This is a genomic window from Streptomyces sp. NPDC048696, from assembly GCF_043198895.1.
In the GTDB taxonomy this organism is placed as follows: Bacteria; Actinomycetota; Actinomycetes; order Streptomycetales; family Streptomycetaceae; genus Streptomyces.
This window is the reverse complement of the sequence record NZ_JBICVJ010000007.1, coordinates 147,333-166,460: the sequence shown is the minus strand read 5'-3', so window position 1 is coordinate 166,460 and position 19,128 is coordinate 147,333. Positions and strand designations below refer to the sequence as shown.

The 19,128-nt window shown below is 71.1% G+C and carries 17 protein-coding genes; 7 read left to right on the top strand and 10 right to left on the bottom strand.

Features of this window, described 5'->3' with window-relative positions; genetic code table 11:
• Positions 1–78: 78 nt before the first annotated feature.
• The 4 genes from ACGFRG_RS17010 (at position 79) to glgB (ending at position 7,901) form a co-directional block, all read left to right on the top strand.
• Positions 79–2,160: an alpha-1,4-glucan--maltose-1-phosphate maltosyltransferase gene (locus ACGFRG_RS17010; RefSeq protein ID WP_393264636.1), complete on the top strand. Its 2,082-nt coding sequence runs from the start codon at positions 79–81 to the stop codon at positions 2,158–2,160.
• Positions 2,157–3,884, top strand: a complete 1,728-nt coding sequence (gene treS / locus ACGFRG_RS17005) for a maltose alpha-D-glucosyltransferase (protein WP_361420674.1) — start codon at positions 2,157–2,159, stop codon at positions 3,882–3,884. Before ACGFRG_RS17010 ends, treS begins: the two co-directional genes overlap by 4 nt.
• 203 nt (positions 3,885–4,087) lie before the next feature.
• Complete coding sequence (locus tag ACGFRG_RS17000) at positions 4,088–5,482, top strand: maltokinase (protein WP_393264632.1); 1,395 nt, start codon at positions 4,088–4,090, stop codon at positions 5,480–5,482.
• 34 nt (positions 5,483–5,516) lie between these two features.
• Complete coding sequence (glgB, locus tag ACGFRG_RS16995) at positions 5,517–7,901, top strand: 1,4-alpha-glucan branching enzyme (RefSeq protein ID WP_393264629.1); 2,385 nt, start codon at positions 5,517–5,519, stop codon at positions 7,899–7,901.
• Here the strand turns inward: glgB and ACGFRG_RS16990 are convergent.
• From ACGFRG_RS16990 to ACGFRG_RS16980, 3 genes are all read right to left on the bottom strand, one after another.
• On the bottom strand, positions 7,876–10,131 hold the full coding sequence (locus ACGFRG_RS16990) for a HelD family protein (RefSeq protein ID WP_393264627.1): 2,256 nt from the start codon (positions 10,129–10,131) through the stop codon (positions 7,876–7,878). The two genes, glgB and ACGFRG_RS16990, sit on opposite strands and share 26 nt — an antisense overlap.
• A 177-nt stretch (positions 10,132–10,308) precedes the next feature.
• On the bottom strand, positions 10,309–10,641 hold the full coding sequence (trxA, locus tag ACGFRG_RS16985; RefSeq protein ID WP_361420890.1) for a thioredoxin: 333 nt from the start codon (positions 10,639–10,641) through the stop codon (positions 10,309–10,311).
• Complete coding sequence (locus ACGFRG_RS16980; protein WP_361420686.1) at positions 10,641–11,069, bottom strand: MerR family transcriptional regulator; 429 nt, start codon at positions 11,067–11,069, stop codon at positions 10,641–10,643. Before ACGFRG_RS16980 ends, trxA begins: the two co-directional genes overlap by 1 nt.
• A gap of 113 nt (positions 11,070–11,182) precedes the next feature.
• Between ACGFRG_RS16980 and ACGFRG_RS16975 the strand changes: the two genes are divergently transcribed.
• Together ACGFRG_RS16975 and ACGFRG_RS16970 are read left to right on the top strand one after the other, a co-directional pair.
• On the top strand, positions 11,183–11,419 hold the full coding sequence (locus ACGFRG_RS16975; RefSeq protein ID WP_361420689.1) for a hypothetical protein: 237 nt from the start codon (positions 11,183–11,185) through the stop codon (positions 11,417–11,419).
• The gene (locus ACGFRG_RS16970) at positions 11,416–11,751 is read left to right on the top strand and encodes a type II toxin-antitoxin system PemK/MazF family toxin (protein ID WP_361420692.1); all 336 of its coding nucleotides are present in this window, start codon (positions 11,416–11,418) and stop codon (positions 11,749–11,751) included. The genes ACGFRG_RS16975 and ACGFRG_RS16970 overlap by 4 nt, the downstream gene beginning before the upstream one ends.
• 19 nt (positions 11,752–11,770) lie before the next feature.
• Here the strand turns inward: ACGFRG_RS16970 and ACGFRG_RS16965 are convergent, their stop codons facing one another.
• From ACGFRG_RS16965 to ACGFRG_RS16935, 7 genes are all read right to left on the bottom strand, one after another.
• Positions 11,771–11,902, bottom strand: coding sequence for a hypothetical protein (locus ACGFRG_RS16965; RefSeq protein ID WP_361420695.1), 132 nt, complete (start codon positions 11,900–11,902; stop codon positions 11,771–11,773).
• Positions 11,903–11,914: 12 nt separating this feature from the next.
• Complete coding sequence (locus ACGFRG_RS16960) at positions 11,915–12,277, bottom strand: hypothetical protein (protein ID WP_393264622.1); 363 nt, start codon at positions 12,275–12,277, stop codon at positions 11,915–11,917.
• Between the two features lie 43 nt (positions 12,278–12,320).
• Positions 12,321–12,890 carry a DUF6232 family protein gene (locus tag ACGFRG_RS16955; RefSeq protein ID WP_393264620.1) on the bottom strand — a complete coding sequence of 190 codons (570 nt, stop codon included), beginning with the start codon at positions 12,888–12,890 and terminating at the stop codon, positions 12,321–12,323.
• Between the two features lie 16 nt (positions 12,891–12,906).
• Entirely contained in the window at positions 12,907–14,124 is a 1,218-nt protein-coding gene (locus ACGFRG_RS16950) for a hypothetical protein (protein ID WP_361420704.1), read from the bottom strand.
• 421 nt (positions 14,125–14,545) lie between these two features.
• Positions 14,546–15,202: a response regulator transcription factor gene (locus ACGFRG_RS16945; RefSeq protein ID WP_361420893.1), complete on the bottom strand. Its 657-nt coding sequence runs from the start codon at positions 15,200–15,202 to the stop codon at positions 14,546–14,548.
• An 86-nt stretch (positions 15,203–15,288) separates the two neighbouring features.
• Positions 15,289–17,142, bottom strand: a complete 1,854-nt coding sequence (locus tag ACGFRG_RS16940; RefSeq protein ID WP_393264616.1) for a sensor histidine kinase — start codon at positions 17,140–17,142, stop codon at positions 15,289–15,291.
• 491 nt (positions 17,143–17,633) lie between these two features.
• Positions 17,634–18,149 (bottom strand): Lrp/AsnC family transcriptional regulator, encoded by a 516-nt coding sequence (locus ACGFRG_RS16935; protein WP_393264613.1) that lies wholly within the window; start codon positions 18,147–18,149, stop codon positions 17,634–17,636.
• A gap of 45 nt (positions 18,150–18,194) precedes the next feature.
• Here ACGFRG_RS16935 and ACGFRG_RS16930 point away from each other — a divergent pair, with 45 nt between their 5' ends.
• A complete protein-coding gene (locus tag ACGFRG_RS16930) occupies positions 18,195–19,127 on the top strand; it encodes an NAD-dependent epimerase/dehydratase family protein (RefSeq protein ID WP_393264611.1) in 933 nt (310 codons plus the stop codon).
• Position 19,128: the final 1 nt, after the last annotated feature.

Here is a 19,128-nt window from a genome sequence, read left to right as displayed (position 1 = left end):
TGTGGAAGGCTCATCCGGTACGACGCCGTCTGAGACACCCGTCACCCGCCACCCGAGTGAACGCGGACAGGAGCGGCCATGCCCGCAGCCCGTCAACCGTCAGCGGAGCTAAAAAGAACAGACCCCGCCACGCCCCGCACACCCCAGCCACCAGGTGAGACCGTGAATCTGCCGATCGGCCGTATCCCCGTCCTGGACGTCCGCCCCGCCGTCGACTGCGGCAAGAGGCCCGCGAAGGCGGTGGTCCACGAGACGTTCCTGGTCACCGCCACCGTCTTCCGCGAGGGCCATGACGCGGTCGCCGCCAACGTCGTGCTGCGCGACCCGCGCGGGCGGCCGGGGCCCTGGACGCCGATGCGCGAGCTCGCCCCCGGCACCGACCGCTGGGGCGCCGAGGTCACCCCGGACGCCGAGGGCCGCTGGTCGTACACGGTCGAGGCGTGGAGCGACCCGGTCGCCACCTGGCGCCACCACGCCCGCATCAAGGTCCCGGCGGGCCTGGACACCGAACTGGTGCTCGCCGAGGGCGCCGAGCTGTACGAGCGGGCCGCGCCCGGGGTGCCGAAGGACGCGGGGCGCGAGGCGGTGCTGGCCGCGGCGGACGCGCTGCGCGACACCTCCCGCCCGGCCGCCGCCCGGCTCGCCGCGGCCCTGACCCCGGCGGCCGACGAGGCGCTGGCCCGCCATCCGCTGCGCGAACTGGTCAGCGCCTGCGAGCCGTTGCCGCTGCTCGTCGAGCGCGAGCGGGCGCTCTTCGGCTCCTGGTACGAGCTGTTCCCGCGCTCCGAGGGCGCGGTGGTCGAAGCGGGCAGGCCGCCGGTGAGCGGCACGCTGCGGACCGCCGCCGAACGGCTTCCCGCGGTCGCCGCGATGGGCTTCGACGTGGTCTATCTGCCGCCCGTGCACCCCATCGGCACCACCTTCCGCAAGGGCCGCGACAACAGTCTGACGGCGGCGCCCGGTGACGTGGGCGTGCCCTGGGCGATCGGCTCCCCGGACGGCGGCCACGACGCGATCCACCCGGATCTGGGCACCCTCGACGACTTCGACGACTTCGTGGCGACGGCCCGCGATCTGCGCATGGAGGTCGCCCTCGACTTCGCGCTCCAGTGCTCGCCGGACCACCCCTGGGTGGACAAGCACCCCGAGTGGTTCCACCACCGGGTGGACGGCACCATCGCGTACGCCGAGAACCCGCCCAAGAAGTACCAGGACATCTACCCGCTCGCCTTCGACCGGGACATGCCGGGCCTGGTCGCCGAGACCGTGCGGCTGCTGCGGTTCTGGATGGACCACGGCGTACGGATCTTCCGCGTCGACAATCCGCACACCAAGCCGGTGGTCTTCTGGGAACAGGTGCTGGCCGAGGTCAACGGCACCGACCCCGACGTCGTCTTCCTGGCCGAGGCCTTCACCCGGCCCGCGATGATGCACACCCTCGCCAAGATCGGCTTCCAGCAGTCGTACACGTACTTCACCTGGCGCAACTCCAAGCAGGAGCTCACGGACTACCTCACCGAGCTCTCCGGCGAGAGCGCCGCGTACATGCGGCCCAACTTCTTCGTGAACACCCCCGACATCCTGCACGCCTACCTCCAGCACGGCGGCCGCCCCGCGTTCGAGGTGCGGGCGGTGCTCGCCGCCACCCTGTCGCCCAGCTGGGGCGTGTACGCGGGGTACGAGCTGTGCGAGAACACCGCGCTGCGCGAGGGCAGCGAGGAGTACCTGCACTCCGAGAAGTACGAGCTGCGGCCCCGCGACTGGGCGGCGGCCGAGCGCGCGGGGCGCTCCCTGGCCCCGCTGATCACCGCGCTCAACCGCATCCGCCGGCACCACCCGGCGCTGCGCCGGCTGCGCACGGTCCGCTTCCACCCCACCGACAACGACGCGGTCATCGCGTACAGCAAGCGCTCGGGGGCCGACACCGTCCTGGTGGTCGCCAACCTCGACCCCCACCACACCCAGGAGGCCACGGTCTCGTTGGACATGCCGGAACTCGGCCTCCAATGGCACGAGACCGTCCCGGTGCGCGACGAGCTCACCGGTGAGACCTACCACTGGGGCAGGGCCAACTACGTGCGCCTAGAGCCGGGCCGTGCGCCCGCGCACATCCTGGTCCTGCGACCGTCCCCGCCGATCGGAGGGTCACCCACACCATGATCGTCAATGAGCCCGTCCACGACACCTTCGAGGACACCCCCGCCAAGGACCGCGATCCCGAGTGGTTCAAGCGAGCGGTGTTCTACGAGGTGCTCGTCCGGTCCTTCCAGGACAGCAACGGCGACGGCGTCGGGGATCTCAAGGGCATCACCGCCAAACTGGACTACCTGCAGTGGCTGGGGGTGGACTGCCTCTGGCTGCCGCCCTTCTTCAAGTCCCCGCTGCGGGACGGCGGTTACGACGTCTCGGACTACACCGCGGTACTGCCCGAGTTCGGCGACCTCGCCGACTTCGTGGAGTTCGTGGACGCCGCCCACCAGCGCGGCATGCGCGTGATCATCGACTTCGTCATGAACCACACCAGCGACCAGCACCCGTGGTTCCAGGAGTCGCGCAAGGACCCCGAGGGCCCGTACGGCGACTACTACGTCTGGGCCGACAACGACAAGCAGTTCCAGGACGCCCGGATCATCTTCGTCGACACCGAGACCTCCAACTGGACCTTCGACCCCGTCCGCAAGAAGTACTACTGGCACCGCTTCTTCTCCCACCAGCCGGACCTCAACTACGAGAACCCGGCCGTCCAGGACGAGATCCTGGCCGCCCTGCGGTTCTGGCTGGACCTGGGCATCGACGGCTTCCGCCTGGACGCCGTCCCGTACCTCTACCAGGAGGAGGGCACCAACTGCGAGAACCTGCCCGCGACCCACGACTTCCTCAAGCGGGTCCGGGCCGAGATCGACGCGAGCTACCCGGACACGGTGCTGCTCGCCGAGGCCAACCAGTGGCCGGAGGACGTCGTCGACTACTTCGGCGACTACTCGGCGGGCGGCGACGAGTGCCACATGGCGTTCCACTTCCCCGTGATGCCGCGCATCTTCATGGCCGTGCGCCGCGAGAGCCGCTACCCGGTCTCCGAGGTGCTGGCCAAGACCCCGGCCATCCCCAAGACCTGCCAGTGGGGCATCTTCCTGCGCAACCACGACGAGCTGACCCTCGAAATGGTGACGGACGAAGAGCGCGACTACATGTACGCGGAGTACGCCAAGGATCCCCGGATGCGCGCCAACATCGGCATCCGGCGCCGGCTCGCCTCCCTGCTGGACAACGACCGCAACCAGATCGAACTGTTCACCGCCCTGCTCCTGTCGCTGCCCGGCTCGCCGATCCTCTACTACGGGGACGAGATCGGGATGGGCGACAACATCTGGCTGGGCGACCGGGACGCCGTACGGACCCCCATGCAGTGGACGCCCGACCGCAACGCGGGCTTCTCGTCCTGCGATCCAGGACGCCTCTTCCTTCCCACGATCATGGACCCCGTCTACGGCTACCAGGTCACCAACGTCGAGGCGGCCATGGCGTCGCCGTCGTCGCTGCTGCACTGGACCCGCCGCATGATCGAGATCCGCAAGCAGAACCCCGCTTTCGGACTCGGCTCGTACACCGAACTCCAGTCGTCCAACCCGGCGGTCCTGGCGTTCCTGCGGGAGGTACCCGCTGTTGACGGCGGGGGCGACGACCTGGTGCTCTGCGTGAACAACTTCTCGCGGTTCGCCCAGCCCACCGAGCTGGACCTGCGGGCCTTCGCCGGCCGCCATCCGGTGGAGCTGATCGGCGGGGTGCGGTTCCCGGCCATCGGCCAGTGGCCGTACCTGCTCACCCTGGCGGGGCACGGCTTCTACTGGTTCCGGCTGCGCAAGGACTGCATCGTGATCGGCTAGCCCCCACCCACCGAGGGCCCCTTTCGGGCGCCCCCGGGCGGGCCGGTTTCCTCCGGCCCGCCCGGGGCACTCTCCTCAGCGACGCTCCGGACCGCTCTCCCAGAGGCACGCCGGAGGCCCCGCGCGCCGCCGGACAGCCATCGCCGCAATCCGGGACACTCTGCGCACATCCTGCTGTGAGCCCGGGGAAAGGACGCGCTGCCATGCCCAAGGCCGCACCCACCCTGACTCCCGTCGCGCTGCTCCCGTCGCTGGCGCCGCTGCTGCACGAGTGGCTGCCCCGCCAGCGCTGGTTCGCGGGCAAGGGGCGCCCGGTCACCGGCTTCTCGCTCACCTCGGTCACCGAGCTGCTGCCCGGCTGTCTGCATCTGCTGGTACGGGCCGAGCAGCCGAGCGCCACCCCCGCTCCCGACCCCGGCGACGTCTACCAGCTGCTGCTCGGCGTACGGAAGGTCCTGCCGCCACCGCTCGCGCCCGCGCTCGTCGGACACGCCTGCGCCGGGCCGCTGACCGGGCTCACCGTGTACGACGCGCTCCAGGACCCCCAGATCGCGGCCCTGCTCCTGGAACGGCTGCGCACCCCGGGACGGCTGGGACCGCTGCGCTTCGGCTGCGACGCGGACGTCCCCGTCCCCGCCGGACTCGCGCCCCGCCTGCTGGCCGTCGAGCAGTCCAACTCCTCGCTGGTGTACGGAGATACGTTCATCCTCAAGGTATTTCGTCGGATCCACTTCGGGGTCAACCCCGACCTGGAACTTCCGCTGGTCCTGGCCCGGCACGGGTGCGCGCGGGTGCCCGCGCCCGCGGCCTGGATCCAGACGGACCGGCCCGAGGACGCGACCCTCGCGGTGCTCCAGCCGTTTCTGCGCGGCTCGCAGGACGGCTGGGAGCTCGCGCTGCGCGCGCTCGCCGAACAACGCGACTTCACCACCGAGGCGCACGCCCTGGGCCGGGCCACCGCGGAGGTGCACACCGCGCTCGCGGCCGCGCTGCCGGTGGTCACACTCGGCCGCCCGCAGACCGAGCTGCTGGCCACCGCGATGCGCGAGCGCCTTGAGGCGGCCGCCCGGGCCGTGCCGGTGCTGCGGCCCCATGTGCCGGGGCTGCGCGCCGCGTTCGACGCGGTGACGGCGGTGCGCGCACCCCGGCCCGCCCAGCGCGTCCACGGCGATCTGCATCTGGGCCAGACCCTGCGGGCGGCGGGCGGGCAGTGGTCGGTCATCGACTTCGAGGGCGAGCCGGCCCGGCCGCTGGCCGAGCGCCGCCGCCCGCAGCCGCCGGTCCGGGACGTGGCGGGCATGCTGCGCTCCTTCGACTACGCGGCCCGCACGCTCCCGCGGACCCCCGGGCCCGGCCCCGGTCCCCGTCACGACGAACGGACCCCGCAGCCCTGGCGCCTGGAGTGGGCCGAGTCCTGCCGCAGCGCCTACTGCGCCGGTTACGCGGCCGCGGCCGGCACCGATCCGCGCGACGAGCCCGAGCTGCTGCGGGCGTACGAGACCGACAAGGCGGTGTACGAGGTGCTGTACGAGGCCCGCCACCGCCCCGACTGGCTGGCCGTCCCGATGGCGGCCGTCCGCCGCCTGGCCGGAACCTGACCCCGCTTTCCCCCACCCCGAGGAGGCCGTACCCGTGACCGCCCGCCCGCCGACCGGCGACAGCCCGCAATCCCCCGACCGCCGCACACGCAAGAGCGCCGCCGAGACACCGAAGCCCGCAGCGAAGCCCGCGACGTCGAAGCCTTCGGCGAAGCCCGAGGCGAAAGCGCCGGCGAAGGCTTCGGCGAAGCCGAGTACCAAGCCGAGGCGCGCGGGGAGCCACGGTGTACGGGCCGCACGGCCGCTCGGCGCCGACGACCGGGCGCGGCTGCTCGCCGGGGCGCACCACGATCCGCACGCGCTGCTGGGCGCCCACTCGGTGCGCGGCGGCGTCGCCTTCCGCGTGCTGCGCCCGTACGCGCAGGCCGTGACCGTACTGGCCAAGGGGCTCAGGGCCGAGCTGCACGAGGACGGCGACGGACTGTTCAGCGGGGTGCTGCCGCTGCGCGAGGTGCCCGAGTACTCGCTGCTCGTCACCTACGACGACAACGAGATCGAGGCCGAGGACCCGTACCGCTTCCTGCCCGCGCTCGGCGACCTCGATCTGCACCTGATCGGCGAGGGCCGCCACGAGGAGCTGTGGACGGCGCTCGGCGCCCGCCCGATGACCCACCAGGGCGTGCCGGGCACCCGGTTCACGGTGTGGGCCCCCAACGCCCTGGGCGTCCGCGTCACCGGGGACTTCTGCTACTGGGACGGCACCGCGCACCCCATGCGCTCGCTCGGCTCGTCGGGCGTGTGGGAGCTGTTCCTGCCGGGCATCGGCGACGGCGCGCTCTACAAGTTCGACATCACCCGCCCCGACGGCTCGCACACCCTGCGCGCCGACCCGATGGCGCGGCGCACCGAGGTGCCGCCCGCGACCGCGTCGATCGTGACCGAGTCGCACCACGAGTGGCAGGACGAGCGGTGGATGGCGGCCCGCGGCGACCGCCCGGTGCACGAGTCGCCGTTCTCGGTGTACGAGGTGCACCTGCCGTCCTGGCGACCTCGTCTGACATACCGCCAGCTGGCCCTGCAACTCCCGGCCTACGTGCGCGACCTGGGCTTCACCCACGTCGAGTTCCTGCCGGTGGCCGAGCACCCCTTCGGCGGCTCGTGGGGCTACCAGGTGACCGGCTTCTACGCCCCCACCGCCCGGATGGGCACCCCCGACGACTTCCGCTTCCTGGTGGACGCGCTGCACCGGGCCGGCATCGGGGTGATCGTCGACTGGGTGCCCGCGCACTTCCCGAAGGACGACTGGGCGCTGGCCACCTTCGACGGGCGCACGCTGTACGAGCACGAGGACCCGGCCCGCTCCGAGCACCCGGACTGGGGCACCCTCGAATTCGACTACGGCCGCAAGGAGGTCCGCAACTTCCTGGTGGCGAACGCGACGTACTGGTGCCAGGAGTTCCACATCGACGGCCTGCGGGTGGACGCGGTCGCCTCCATGCTCTACCTGGACTACTCGCGCGAGCACGGCGAGTGGAGCCCGAACGAGCACGGCGGCCGGGAGAACCTGGACGCGGTGGCCTTCCTCCAGGAGATGAACGCCACGGTCTACCGCCGCTGCCCCGGCGTGATCACCATCGCCGAGGAGTCCACCGCCTGGGACGGCGTGACCCGCGCGACCCACCACGTGGGCCCCGGCGGCTTCGGCGGCCTCGGCTTCGGCCTGAAGTGGAACATGGGCTGGATGCACGACTCGCTGGGCTACGCGGCCCATGAGCCGGTCCACCGCAAGTACCACCACAACGAGATGACCTTCTCGATGGTCTACGCGTACAGCGAGAACTACGTCCTGCCGATCTCGCACGACGAGGTCGTCCACGGCAAACGCTCGCTGGTCTCCAAGATGCCCGGCGACTGGTGGCAGCAGCGCGCCACCCACCGCGCCTACCTCGGCTTCATGTGGGCGCACCCCGGCAAGCAACTGCTCTTCATGGGCCAGGAGTTCGCCCAGGGCGCGGAGTGGTCCGAGACGACCGGACCCGACTGGTGGCTGCTCGACCCGTCGTACGCGGCCGAGCCGGACCACCGGGGCGTGCGCGACCTGGTCCGCGACCTGAACACGGTCTACCGCGACACCCCCGCCCTGTGGCAGCGCGACACCGACCCCGGGGGCTTCGCGTGGGTGGCGGGCGACGCGGCGGAGGACAACGTCTTCGCCTTCCTCCGCTACGACACCACGGGCGCCCCCCTGCTCGCCGTCTCCCACTTCTCCCCGGTGGTGCGCCACGACTACCGCCTGGGCGTCCCCGACACCGTCGGCGCCTGGACGGAGGTCCTGAACACCGACGCCACGCGCTACGGAGGGGGCGGCGTCGCCAACCCGGACCCCCTCAAGCCCGACTCCGTCCCGGGTCACGGGCAGCGGGTCAGCATCGAGCTGACCCTGCCGCCGCTGGCTACGGTGTGGCTGCGGCCGGTGTGAGCGCGTCGGCCAGCGCGTTGGGCAGCGGGGCCGAGTGGAGCACGCCGAGCCGCTGAGTGGCCCGGGTGAGCGCCACGTACAAGTCGCTCACGCCGTACTCCGCGGGCTCCACCACCAGCACGGTGTCGAATTCGAGCCCCTTGGCCTGCCGGGGGTCGAGCAGCACGACCGGGCGGGTCAGATCGGGCTCGCCCGCCGCGATGCCGGGCAGCACGGCGGCGAGGGCGGGATGGAGGCGGCGCGGCGCGACGACGGCGAGCCGCCCCACCTCCGGCGTCTCCTCCTTCACGGCATGGGCGACGGCCTGGGCGAGGTCGTCGGCCGCGGCCGCGCGCACCCACGGCCGCACTCCGGTGGCCCGCACGGAACTGGGCGGTTCGAAGCCCGGGTCCTGCGCGCGCCACACCTGCGCCGCGACCTCCATGATCTCGGCGGGCGTACGGTAGTTGACCCCGAGCCGGACGTGCTCCCAGCGGTCCTCCACGTACGGTCCGAGGATCCGCTGCCAGGAGCCGACACCGGCCGGTTCGGCGGTCTGGGCCGGGTCGCCGACCAGGGTGAACGAGCGGGTCGGGCAGCGCCGCATCAGCAGCCGCCAGGCCATCTCGGAGAGCTCCTGCGCCTCGTCGACGATGATGTGGCCGAACGCCCAGGTACGGTCGGCGGCGGCCCGCTCGGCCGCGCTGCGGTGGTCGGCCTCCTCGTGCCGGTCGGCGAACCGCTCGGCGTCGATGATGTCGTGCGCGGCCAGCACCTCCGACTCCTCGTCCTCGAACTCGAAGCTCTCCGAGCCCGCCGAGAGGTCGAGCACGCCCTGCGCGTACGCGATCCGGTCCTGCCGCTCGGCCTCGGCGGCGGCGCGGGCGGCGGAGTCGTCGTCGCCGAGGAGTTCGGCGGCTTCGTCGAGAAGGGGAACGTCACCGACGGTCCAGGAAGACCCGTGGGCCCGCCGAATCAACTCCCCCTCTCCCTCCGTCAGATGAGAGGGCTCGGCGAGGAAGTCCTCGACAAGACGCTCCGGGGTGAGGTCGGGCCAGAAGTCGTCGATGGCGGCGTGGACGGCCGGGCTCATGGCGATCTCCTTCCCCATCTGGGCGAGGTCGTCGGGCCCGAGGAGGTTCTCGCCGCCGAAGGGGTCGGCGCCGATCCGCTCGGCGAGCTGCGCGGTGAGCGCGTCGATGATGTGGAAGGCGAAGTGGGGCCGGGCGAGGTTGTGCGGCAGCCCGCTCTCGCGGGCACGGTGGCGCGCGTCCTCGGCCATGGCGCGATCGAGGAGGAGGGTCCCGTACCCGTCGTGATCGATCTCGGCGGCGACGTCCGGGACGGTCTGCCGGTCACGGACGACCCGGGCGAGCACATCGGCCATGGCGGCCCGTCCCTTGATCTCGGCGGCGGCGGGGATGTCGACGCCGGTGGCGACGACGCCGGGGAAGAGCTCGCCCATAGTGGACAGCAGCACCCCGGTCTCTCCCAGCGAAGGCAGCACCTCCCCGATGTACCCGAGGAAGGCGGGGTTGGGGCCGACGATCAGGACGGCACGCCGGGCCAGCTGCTCGCGGTGCGCGTACAGCAGATACGCGGCGCGGTGCAGCGCGACCGCCGTCTTGCCGGTACCGGGCCCGCCCTCGACGACGAGGACACCGCGCTGCGGGGCACGGATGATCCGGTCCTGCTCGGCCTGGATGGTCTGCACGATGTCGTGCATACGGCCGGTACGGGCCGCGTCGAGGGCGGCGAGCAGCACGTCGTCGGCGTCCGCGCCCTCGTGCCCGGTACGGGCCGAGTCGGCGAGGTCCAGGATCTCGTCATGGAGCGCGGTGACCGTGCGCCCGTGGGTGGTGATGTGACGCCTGCGGCGCAGCCCCATCGGGGTGTGCCCGGTCGCCAGATAGAACGGCCGCGCCACGTCGGCCCGCCAGTCGACGACCAGCGGCGTACGGTCCGGGTCGTCGCGGCGGATTCCGATGCGGCCGATGTGGTGGGAGCGGGCATCCGGCTCGGCGAGGTCGAGCCGCCCGAAGCAGAGCCCGTTCTCGCCGGCCTGGTACGCGCTGAGCAGCCCCGACTGCTCGGCGACGATCACATCCCGCTCCAGCCGCGCCTGCTGCCCGGTCCCGACCCGCGCCAACGCGCCCCGGACCGACGCCTCGGCCCGCTCGCGCAGATCGTCGAGGCGCGAGTAGAGCGCGTCGATGAATTGCTGTTCTTTCCGAATTTCCTCGGTTGACAATTCCGCTCCTGACGCGATACAGTGTTTTTCGTGAGGGCTTTACGTTTGTTTGCCGTGCATGAACACACGAAGAGCCCACTATACGCAGAGAAAAACCCCGGCCGCAATATCGGACCGGGGTTTTGGTGTATTAGGGCGGCGCGAACACGCGACGGGGCCCCTTTTCCTCTTCCCTCCCTACAGCACGTCTTCGAGCTCCTGAAGCAGACGGCGCTTGGGGCGCGCGCCGACCATGGACTTCACGGGCTCGCCGGCACGGAACACCATGAGGGTGGGCATGGAGAGCACGCCGTACTTCACGGTCGTCTCCGGATCCTTGTCCACATCCAGCTGGACGACCTTGAGCCGGTCGCCCTCCTCGAAGGCGATGTCGCTGAGCACCGGCGCGAGCTGGCGGCACGGGCCGCACCACTCGGCGGTGAACTCCACGAGAACCGGAAGATCGGCCTCCAGCACTTCACGCGCGAAGGTCTCGTCCGTAACGACATCAACACCAATAGCCTGCACGATTACTCCCACTCCCCTGTCATCTCATCGCCGGACATCTCGTCGCCGGTCATCTCACACCGCGGCTCACGCGAACCGGCCTCCAGCTCGGCCCGCGCCAGTTGCGCGCCGACCTGATCCCGTACGGCGCTGAGCTGCCCGATCAGCCCGTCGAGCTCGGCGAGCTTGCGCCGGTAGACGGCGAGCGAGGCCGGACAGGTGTCCCCCGCCGGATGCCCCGCCCGCAGACACTCCACGAAGGGCCGCGTCTCCTCCAGCTCGAACCCGAAGTCCTGAAGGGTCCGGATCTGCTGGAGCAGCCGCAGGTCCTCCTCGTCGTACGCGCGATAGCCGTTCTCGCTCCGCCGCGCGGTCAACAGCCCGCGCGACTCGTAGTACCGCAGGGCCCGGGTGGTGGTCCCGGCCCGAGCGGCCAGCTCGCCGATTCGCATGCTGCGACGGTAATCGTTGACGTGGACGTCAAGGCAAGTGAGGCGCCGGACCGAGGAGTGTCCCCCGGCCAGGTGATATGCGCCTAAGTATGCGCCACAGTACGCTTACAGATATGGCAGCGACTGAACGCATCACCGTGACTCTTCCAGCCGACATACTGGCCGCCATCCGCGCCGACGCCGACGGGAACGTCTCCGCCTACACCGCGAAGGCACTCAAGGCACAGGCCGTCCGCGACGCCGCCGCCCGGCTCGCCGAATGGCAGGCCACACATGGCCGCGAACAGATCGAAGACCTTCAGACCCTCACCGTCGAAGCGCTCGACGCGCTCCCCGGCGGTGAGAGGTGAGCGCAACTCCGCCCGTGCGCCGGGGCCAGGTATGGAGCGCGACAACCCCGCGCGGCATCAAGCACACTCTGCTCGTCATCCAGGCCGACGCGGCCATGTCGGCGTATCCGCTGACGGTCGTAGGTGCCGTGTGCGACACCACCGGCACCGCACCGGACACCCTGCTGTCCGCGCCGATCAGCAAACCCTTGGACGCCACGGTGATCGGCACCCAGCTCCACACGGTCACCGTCTCCTTTCTCGCTTCCGGTTCCTACCTCGGGATCGTGCCGGAAGACCAGATGGAAGCGGTGTCCCGCGCGATCCGGCTCTCCCTGGACCTGTCCGACTAGCCGAGTCTTCCGAACACCGTCAGTGGTCACAGGCGGTCAGTGGGCGGCCGACCGCCTGGCCGGTGCGGAAGTCGTGCCAGAGCGCGGCGGCGAGGGCCGGGACGCGCTGCGCGACGTGGACGGCGACGCCTTCGAATCGTCGGGGGATCACCCGGCGGCCGGCTCACGTCCCCCCGACGAGCGCCGCGACCAGCGCCGCCACTCCGCCCCGCACTCCCGCCAACACGGCCTCGGTGGCGCCGCCGGCGACCGCCCGGCTGACCGCCCGCAGGCGGCCGGGCCGAGAGCGCACCGCCGTGACGACCGCACCGGGATCGGTGACGCTGCCGTCCGCAGCCACCACCCCCTCTCGGATCAACTGGGCGACGAAGGCCTGTAGTTCATCCACGGCGGCGTCCAGCTCGGCGGGGGAGACCCCCTGGGAGTTGTCGATCCTCCAGGTGTTGCCGCTGCCGCCGGTCTGGACGTTCTTGTCGCGGCCGATCTTGTCGCCGCCGAACTTGTCCCCGAAGACATAGTCGGACATCCGTCGCCCCTTCTCCTCTTGATCGCGATCGTGGTCCTGATGGTTATGCGGGGGATCCGCTTCGGACGTTCATGTCGCGGCCGATCTTGTCGCCGCCGAATTTGTCCCCCATGACGAGATCCCCTCGCACGTGCAGGATCTGTTCTGTGGACGGCGGGTCCTCGATCGCGGCGACGATCGCCGCCTGGATGCGCTGGATCTCGTCGCGGGCCGTCCCGGACAGCGCGGTGTACTGCGTGCCCGCCGTCTCGATGAGCAGTGCGTACGGCTTGCGCCGGAACAGCAGCCGGTAGAGCAATACGCCCAGCAGGTACGCGATCCGGACGGCCAGCAGTGCGGCGAAGGCGGTGGCGACCCGCCGGACGGTCTCCGTGTCGGCGGCGCCGAGCCGGGATCCGAGGCCGATGCGCGGCAGGACCAGGGCGATCGCGCCGCACAGGGGAAGGAGGACGGCGATCTCGCGGAGCGGGTAGAACGTCGCGAGCTTGCCGCGCCAGACGACATGCAGGGTCTGGACCCGCGAGATGTTGGCGAGCGGGTAGGTCTCGTGGCCGATGGTGACGACCCGCTTGGCGATGCGGATGTCTCCGACTTTCTTCTTCGTCCTGCTCATCACTGTTCGTCGTCTCTCATTCGGTCGCGGTCGGCGGGGCATCGGTCGTCGGGTCCGGCGTGACCGTTGCCGAGCCGGAGGGCTCGGCGCAGTCGGGGAGCGACAGGGCGTCCGGGCCGCCGGTGAGCGCGGTGGCTGTGACCCAGCCCGTGCCGCCGGCAGCGCGGAGCAGTTCGACCCACAGATCGCTGTCGTAGCCGTGGGCCTGCACGCGGTCGCCTCGCGCCGTGCACAGCGCCTGGTACCGGCCGCCCGCCTTGATGTGGCCGATCTGCGCGTCGGCAGCGCTGGACCCGGTGCGTACGGGTGCCGCCACGGCGCCGGTGACGGACACGGTCCCGGGAGTTGCGGTGTCGGTGGGCGGGTCCGTGGGCGGGTCCGTCGGCGTGGCTGTCGGTGTGTCCGAGGGCGCGGGCGCTGCGGCGGCCACGTACACCGTCGTCGGCGTCCGGCGGCTCGCCGTCACCCGGTTCCCCGGCCGGGGAGTGGTGTCGTTGGCGGGCGGCAACCGGACGGCGCCGGCCGCGTCGTCGGTCGGGATCACGATCCGGGAGACCGTGCCCTCCTTGACGGCATCCGTGGCCTCGGCGGCGTACTGCACCTGGAGACAGTCCGCGGCCAGCAGCGCCACGGTGCCGGTGACGTCGGCGCCGGCGGTCACCTCGGGCAGGGTGATGTGGACGTCGCCGGTGCCGGGCGCGCAAGAGGATGCCGAACTGGTCGGCACGGGAGAGTCCTGGGACTTGGGGGCATCGGCGATCTGCAGACGCGTCACCTTGCCGTGCTGCGTACGGGTCGCGTCGACCAGCACTGTGCCACCCTGTGCGAGCGCGAGGTCCCGCTCGTTCAAAGAGGGCTGTACGTGGCGGCCCTTGGTGTGGACCTCGTACGCGGAATAGACATATCCCCTGCCGTGAGCGCCCTGGACGAACGCCGCGCTGCGGGCGGTCGCCGCAGCGTGCGCCAGATGCCGGATCAGGACCACCAAATCCTTGCCGCTGCCCAGTGGCCGCTGGAATCCGCCGACAGACACCTCGCCGAGCGGCGTGACGACCTTCGCATCGGCGGAGACACTGACGTTGCCCGCCGAGTCGATCGTGAACGACACCGGCAGGAACTCCGGTTTGACGGACACCGAACCCGAGTTGCCGCCGTCGCAGCCGGTCGCGAGCAGCCCCGCGAGCACGACCAGGGCGAGCGGATTGATGGCTTTGCCCCGTATGTTCCCCTGCATGTTGTTCCCCCCGATGCCCCCGACGCGATGTCCGCCCAGTCTTCACGCGGCAAGGTCGGGAAACCTCCAGGCAGACACCAGTCCCCGGGCGGGCAGTCTCAGGGCCAGCCCTGATGCCGTGGCCGCCGCCGACCGTCAGCATGGGGCCATGAGTCGCAGCGTGCTGATCGTCGACGACGCCCCCGCCTACCGGACTGCCGCACGAGCCCTGTTGGAGGCGAAGGGGGATTGTGCCGTGACCGAGGCAGCCTCCGGGGCGGCCTCCGGGGCGGCGGCGATCGCCCGCGGAGCGCAGGCCGGCCGACGAGTTCGCCGCGCGCATCGCCCACTCCCCGGCGGAGGGCTTCCTGACGAAGGTCCGGCTGCCGGTCAGGGCCCTGTCGGACCTCGCCGACCGGGGGCCGTGAACAGGGACCGCACGTCAGGGGTCGCGGGACTGGAGGTACGTCAGCACGGCCAGGACCCGGCGGTGGTACCTTCCCTTGCTCTCGTTGGGCAGTTCGAGCCGCCGGAAGATGCTGCTGATATGGGTCTCGACGGTCTGCACGGTGACGACGAGCTGGTCGGCGATCGCCGGATTGGTCAGGCCCTGGGCCATGAGTCCGAGCACGTCCAGTTCCCGGGGACTCAGTCCGGCCAGACCACCGCGCCGACGCGGGCCGTTGAGGAGCAGTTGCAGCACCTCCTGGTCGAACTCGCACTCGCCGTCGGCGATGCGGCCGACGGTGTCGAGGAAGTGCTCGTCGGCGACGCGCTCCTTGAGCAGGTAGCCGACGCCCCTGACATCGGACGCGGTCAATTCGGCGAGGTGGGTGACCTGGACGCTCTGGGACAGCAGCAGGATCCCGACGCCGTGGTGGAACTGCCGGATGTCCACAGCCGCTTGGAGCCCTTCCAGGCGTTTCGTCGGCGGCATCCTGATGTCGATCACCGCAAGGTCGGGGACCGTACGGTCCACTGCCGCGCGCAGCGCGTCCGCGTCGCCGACCTGAGCGGTGACCTGATGGCCGCGCCGCTCCAGCAGCGCGGCGAGGGCAGCCCGGAAGAGGCGTTCGTCGTCGGCCAGCACGATCCGCAGGGGCCTGGGCGGGGGTGGAGCGCTCGTGGTGCCTCCGAACGGGCCGTGCTCCGGCCCCGGAAGGCTTTTCGCCGCATCGTATTCCGTCATGACCGTCCGTCCTCCCCCTCGCCGAATGCCTCCGCGGCCGCAGACGTCGGCACGGCCGATTCCCCTCTTCCAAGCGGTAGTTCCGCCGATACCACCGTTCCCCGCCCACGCTCGCTGCGGACCGTCATGGTGCCGTCGAACGCCGCCACTCTGTCCCGAAGCCCGAGCAGCCCGGTACCGCCGCCGGGGTCGGCGCCGCCGACGCCGTCGTCGGCGACCGTCAGGCGCAGCACACCGTCCTCGGCCCGGTGGCGGACGTCGATACCGATGGTCCGCGCGTGAGCGTGTTTCAGGGCATTGGTGACCGCCTCCGTGGCGACGAAGTACACGGTGGCGGCAAGCGGTAGCGGCAGGGCCGGGACCGCGCACGCGGTCACCTCGACCGGGCAGCGCACCCGGGCGGCGAGCGCTTCCAAGGCCGCCACCAGGCCCGTTTCGGTCAGTACAGCGGGATGGATGCCGTGCGCGAGGTCGCGCAGCTGGTCGATGCCCTCCTTCACCAGCGCGGAGATCCCGTCGAGCAGGCCGACCAGTTCGGGGTCGGGCGCCTCCCGACCGACGAACTCCTGCCGGGTCACCTGCAAGGTCGCCAGTGCGGTGACGAACGTCGACTGCGCCCCGTCGTGCAGGTCCTGCTCGATCCGGCGGCGCTGCTCGTCCTCTGCCTTGACGAGGCGGGCCCGTGAGGCCCGCACCTCGGCCAGTTGGGCACGCACCTCGGCGGCGAGGCGCTGATTGTCCAGCTCCAGTGCCGCCGCCGAGACGACTGCCTCCAGAACGTAACGATCCTCGTGCAGCGCCGGGTCGTGTACGAGCACTCCGACACACTGGCCGTCGCGCTTCAGCGTGTTGACCTGCCGCCCGGGCGCGATGGCGAGCGCGGCGCCCTGACTGTCGAGGTACCCGACGGTGTCCGGGGCGGGGTACCCGACCTGTACCGACGGGTCGCCCAGCGCCCGCGCGAGCGCGTCGCGCAGCTGCGCCCGCGTGGCGACCGGCATGCAGCGCAGGAGGTCGGCCACGGCCGTACGTCCCATGCGGACACGCCAGACTCCGGCCAGGAAGGCCAGCGGCAGCGCGAGCACCGCCGCGTGCGCGATGGCGATGAGCGGTGGATGGGTCGGCGAGTCGGGTCCCGTTCCAAGCATCGCGCCGAGAGTGGAGGCCAGCCCGCCTACCAGTCCTGCGGCGAACAACGGCGCGAGCACCCGCCGCGCCGGGCGCGTGGCGCTCACCCACCGGCCGAGCAGGACGGCGACGACGGCCGCGCTCATGACGAGCTGGACCCTGTCGATCACCTCGGGCAACCAGGTCACGGGGTGCACCAGAAGCAGGTTCCGTACCAACGAGTCGTAGAACAGCGTGCTCAGCGGAACCAGCCCGAAAGCCGTCGCGTAACCGGCCGCCACCAGGAGCCGGTCCAGCCGGGAACGCAGCACCCCGTCGGGGAACATCAGCAGCAGCGGGATCAGAAATCCGACCGACGCCGACCGCACCAGCAGTCCCACGGTGTGCACAAGCGGATCCGGGCTGATCTGGAGATCCTCGGCGAACCAGCCGATCCCCACCCGCAGCATCACCAGTCCGACCGGATTGCTCGGCCGCCGCACGCACGCGAGCAGCCCCGCCCCGAGATACAGCCCGCCGACCGCGCCGGAGAACCACGTCGTGGTTGTCGTGTCGTACCGCCCGGGTGCGCTCACGGCGAGCACATAAGCCCCGAACCCCATCCCGCCGACGGCCAGCCCGACCGCCTCCGCCCGTGGCGCAAGCCGCACCCATCCAGACGAGGCTTTCCAGCCCGCGGCCACCCCGCCCCCTGGCCTGGCCACCCCCGTCGCCTCAGCCATGAGCCGCCTCCCCCTGGCGCCCGCCCCACTGCAGACCAACGGCCCATCAGAGGGCCATGTTAGCGAGGCGAGCCTCTCGGACGTGATGGAACAGGGAGAAACAAGGACAGAACCCGGCTCAACGCGGAGTGCCGTGCTCATGCCCCCCGATCTGTCCAGCCTGCCTCAGTCGCAGCACGACCAGCAGCTACGCCAAGACGGGTGATTCGGCATGGAGATGTCGCAAATGGAAGAGCGGCTGGGACCGAGCCGCAGAAGCCACCGAGACGCTCAAGGGCGCACTCGGCGCCATCGGGGCATCGGAGAGCGCCAAGATGCGGCTACGGCCCGTCGTGAGCGGTCGGGGCACGCCCTGGGTCGAGGGCGGGGCGATCCCCGTCGGCCTGGCCGAGAAGGTCGCGGAGGTCCTGCGAGCCGGAGCCGATCACGCCGCTTCGCCGACCGGCCGACAGGGAACGTCGTGACCGTCACGGCATCCGCGCCGGGCGACCTCACCCCACCGGCACCAACCCCCTCCCCTCCACCGGAGAGGACAGCACGATCGACGTCGTCGTGCGCCCCAGCGCCGACACCTCCGAGAGGATCTCCTCCAGGTGGCCCGTGTCCGCGACCGCGACCTTGATGATCCAGCAGTCCTCGCCCACCACGTGGTGGACCTCGCGGATCTCCTGGCGGGACGTCAGCTCCAGGGTTCTGGGGTGCTTCAGGGTGTAGCCGCCGTGCGGGTTGACGCGGATGAAGGCCTGGATGCCGTAGCCGAGGCGGGCCGGGTCGACTCGGGCGCCGTAGCCCGTGATCGCGCCGCTCGACTCCAGGCGCCGCAGCCGTTCCGTCACCGCCGCCGGGCTCAGCCGCACCCGGCGGCCCAGTTCGCTCAGCTTGATGCGGCCCTCCGCCTGGACCAGTTCCAGCAGGTGGCGATCCACCTGATCGAAGGCCGGTGAGGAATCGTTGGCGGTCCCCCTTGAACTCCGCGATTCCTTTGGTACTGCGGCCAGTTCTCCCATGATTCCCCCTTCAGGACGCGCCCCGTCAACGTAACACTTGTGGACATGACACAAGAGGCGACAACAACGCGAAACGTGCTGGTCATCGGCGGTAACCGCTACTTCGGCAAGCGGCTCATCGCCCGGCTGCTCGACGCCGGGGACCGGGTCACCGTACTGAACCGGGGGTCCGCGCCACCCCCGCCCGGCGCCGAACACCTCGTCGCCGACCGCGGCGACGAGGCCGCGCTCGAAACCGCCCTCGCGCACCGGACGTTCGACGTCGTCTTCGACCAGGTCTGCTACACCCCGCGCCAGGCCGCCGTCGCCCGCCGCGTCTTCGCCCACCGCACCCGCCGTTATGTGATGACCTCCACCGTCGAGGTGTACGAGTACGAGGACTCACCCCGGCCGGTACCGGAATCCGCCGTCGAGCCCGCCGACATCGACGTCGACCTTCAACTCCCCTGGGAGCAGGCGGAGTTCCGTGGCGAGCACTACGGTGAAGGCAAGCGGCAGGCCGAAGCCGTCCTCGCCGGTGCCGACTTCCCGTACGTCTGCGTCCGCGTCGCCCACGTCCTCGGCGGCGCCGACGACTTCACCGGGCGCGTCGCGCACTACGCGGACCGCATCCGCAACGGCGAGCCCGTCGCTGTGCCCGCCAGCCGCAACCACCCGGCCACCTACATCAACGTCGACGAGATCGCCGACTTCCTGTTCTGGACCGGTCGGCAGGACTTCACCGGGCCCGTCAACGCCGCCTCCCACGGGGCGCTCACCACCGAGGACATCGTGGCCGCGATCGGCCCCCTCGGGCCCGTCGTCTATCAGCCCGTCGAGGTCGGCGAAGTCTCGCCCTTCTCCTTCCGGCGCTCGTACGCCATGGACAACTCCCGCGCCGAACGCCTCGGCTTCACCTTCTCCCACACCAGGGACTGGCTCACGGACGCCGTGAACCAGACCCTCGCCACCAGCACCAGCACCACAGGAGCCAACTAGC